Here is a 3,153-nt window from a genome sequence, read left to right as displayed (position 1 = left end):
AAAGCCCAACACACCGTGTTGGGCTTTTCCTGGCTGTAAGAGCCTGACGATGACCTACTTTCACACGGGAACCCGCACTATCATCGGCGCTGACGCGTTTCACTGTCCTGTTCGGGATGGGAAGGAGTGGTACCACGTCGCTATGGTCATCAGGCATAACTTGTTGTCGTGCTGATCACATGATCAACACAACGAATTCATAGAGTTTGGAATCAGCTTTTGGCGAATTATTTTGAATGCGTCAACTTGGCATAACACCTTGATCTGATTGATCAAAGTTATAGGGTCAAGCCGCACGAGCAATTAGTATCAGTTAGCTTAACGCATTACTGCGCTTCCACACCTGACCTATCAACGTCCTGGTCTTGAACGACTCTTTAGGGGGCTCAAGGCCCCGGCAGATCTCATCTTGAAACGAGTTTCCCGCTTAGATGCTTTCAGCGGTTATCTCTTCCACACTTAGCTACTCGGCAATGCCACTGGCGTGACAACCGATACACCAGAGGTGTGTCCACTCCGGTCCTCTCGTACTAGGAGCAGGCTTCCTCAAATCTGCAGCGCCCACGGAAGATAGGGACCAAACTGTCTCACGACGTTTTAAACCCAGCTCACGTACCTCTTTAAATGGCGAACAGCCATACCCTTGGGACCGGCTACAGCCCCAGGATGAGATGAGCCGACATCGAGGTGCCAAACACCGCCGTCGATATGAACTCTTGGGCGGTATCAGCCTGTTATCCCCAGAGTACCTTTTATCCGTTGAGCGATGGCCCTTCCATACAGAACCACCGGATCACTATGTCCTGCTTTCGCATCTGCTCGACTTGTCAGTCTCGCAGTTAAGCACGCTTATGCCATTGCACTATCGTCACGATGTCCGACCGTAACTAGCGTACCTTCGAACTCCTCCGTTACGCTTTGGGAGGAGACCGCCCCAGTCAAACTGCCTACCATGCACTGTCCCCGATCCAGATAATGGACCTAGGTTAGAACCTCAAACACACCAGGGTGGTATTTCAACGTTGGCTCCACAAGATCTAGCGACCCTGCTTCAAAGCCTCCCACCTATCCTACACAGATCTGTTCAAAGTCCAATACAAAGCTACAGTAAAGGTTCATGGGGTCTTTCCGTCTTTCCGCGGGGAGATTGCATCATCACAAACATTTCAACTTCGCTGAGTCTCAGGAGGAGACAGTGTGGCCATCGTTACGCCATTCGTGCAGGTCGGAACTTACCCGACAAGGAATTTCGCTACCTTAGGACCGTTATAGTTACGGCCGCCGTTTACTGGGACTTCAATCAAGAGCTTGCACCCCATCATTTAATCTTCCAGCACCGGGCAGGCGTCACACCCTATACGTCCACTTTCGTGTTTGCAGAGTGCTGTGTTTTTAATAAACAGTCGCAGCCACCGATTTTTTGCAACCCATTCATGCTTCGTTGTTCACTACACACTAATAGGGCACACCTTCTTCCGAAGTTACGGTGTCAATTTGCCGAGTTCCTTCTCCTGAGTTCTCTCAAGCGCCTTAGAATACTCATCTCGCGCACCAGTGTCGGTTTGCGGTACGGTCGTATATAGCTGAAGCTTAGTGGCTTTTCCTGGAACCTCGTTCAGTCACTTCACGGACAAGTCCGCTCGATCGTTGGCCTCGGTATATGTGCACCGGATTTGCCTAATGCACGCCTACATCCAACTAAACCGGGATATCCAACACCCGGATGACCTATTAAGATCCGTCCCCACATCGCACTATATAACGGTACAGGAATATTGACCTGTTTCCCATCAGCTACGCATCTCTGCCTCGCCTTAGGGGCCGACTCACTCTACGCCGATGAACGTTGCGTAGAAAACCTTGCGCTTACGGCGAGGGGGCTTTTCACCCCCTTTAACGCTACTCATGTCAGCATTCGCACTTCTGATACCTCCAGCACGCTTTACAACGCACCTTCACAGGCTTACAGAACGCTCTCCTACCACTTGCAATAAATTGCAAATCCGCAGCTTCGGTAACTGGCTTAGCCCCGTTACATCTTCCGCGCAGGACGACTCGATCAGTGAGCTATTACGCTTTCTTTAAATGATGGCTGCTTCTAAGCCAACATCCTGACTGTTTTAGCCTTCCCACTTCGTTTCCCACTTAGCCAATTTTAGGGACCTTAGCTGGCGGTCTGGGTTGTTTCCCTCTTGAGTCCGGACGTTAGCACCCGGTGCTCTGTCTCCCAAGCTGTACTCATCGGTATTCGGAGTTTGCCTTGGTTTGGTAAGTCGCCATGACCCCCTAGCCAAAACAGTGCTCTACCCCCGATGGTAATACTTGAGGCACTACCTAAATAGTTTTCGGAGAGAACCAGCTATTTCCAAGTTTGTTTAGCCTTTCACCCCTATCCACAGCTCATCCGCTAGTTTTGCAACACTAGTCGGTTCGGACCTCCAGTACCTGTTACGGCACCTTCATCCTGGCCATGGATAGATCACTTGGTTTCGGGTCTACACCCAGCGACTGATCGCCCTATTCGGACTCGATTTCTCTACGGCTTCCCTATTCGGTTAACCTTGCCACTGAATGTAAGTCGCTGACCCATTATACAAAAGGTACGCAGTCACCCCTTACGAGGCTCCTACTTTTTGTAAGCACGCGGTTTCAGGATCTATTTCACTCCCCTCCCGGGGTTCTTTTCGCCTTTCCCTCACGGTACTAGTTCACTATCGGTCGATGATGAGTATTTAGCCTTGGAGGATGGTCCCCCCATATTCAGACAGGATTTCTCGTGTCCCGCCCTACTTGTCGTTAGCTCAGTACCACACAGGTCATTTCACGTACGGGGCTATCACCCGCTATGGCCAGTCTTTCCAAACTGTTCCGTTATGTCTTGTGCTATCACTAACAGGCTTCTCCGATTTCGCTCGCCACTACTTTCGGAATCTCGGTTGATGTCTTTTCCTCGAGCTACTGAGATGTTTCAGTTCACCCGGTTCGCCTCGCATGACTATGTATTCATCATGCGATACCTTTCGGTGGGTTTCCCCATTCGGAAATCTCCGGATCAAAGCTAATTTGCCAGCTCCCCGAAGCTTATCGCAGGCTATCACGTCCTTCGTCGCCTATCATCGCCAAGGCATCCACCACGTGCTCTTATTCACTTGA

At 50.6% G+C, this 3,153-nt stretch carries 2 rRNA genes (1 of these 2 running past the window's edge); both read right to left on the bottom strand.

The features are described 5' to 3' along the window. Nucleotides 1–41: 41 nt before the first annotated feature. A 5S ribosomal RNA gene (gene rrf, locus AC1DMS_RS31535) occupies nucleotides 42–154 on the bottom strand. Nucleotides 155–282: 128 nt separating this feature from the next. After that, nucleotides 283–3,153: ribosomal RNA gene (locus AC1DMS_RS31530) — 23S ribosomal RNA — on the bottom strand; it runs 2 nt beyond the window's last position.

It is taken from the genome of Variovorax sp. 05T418, assembly GCF_056396385.1.
Note: the sequence above shows the minus strand (reverse complement) of the source record. Positions and strands in the feature narration are given on the sequence as shown.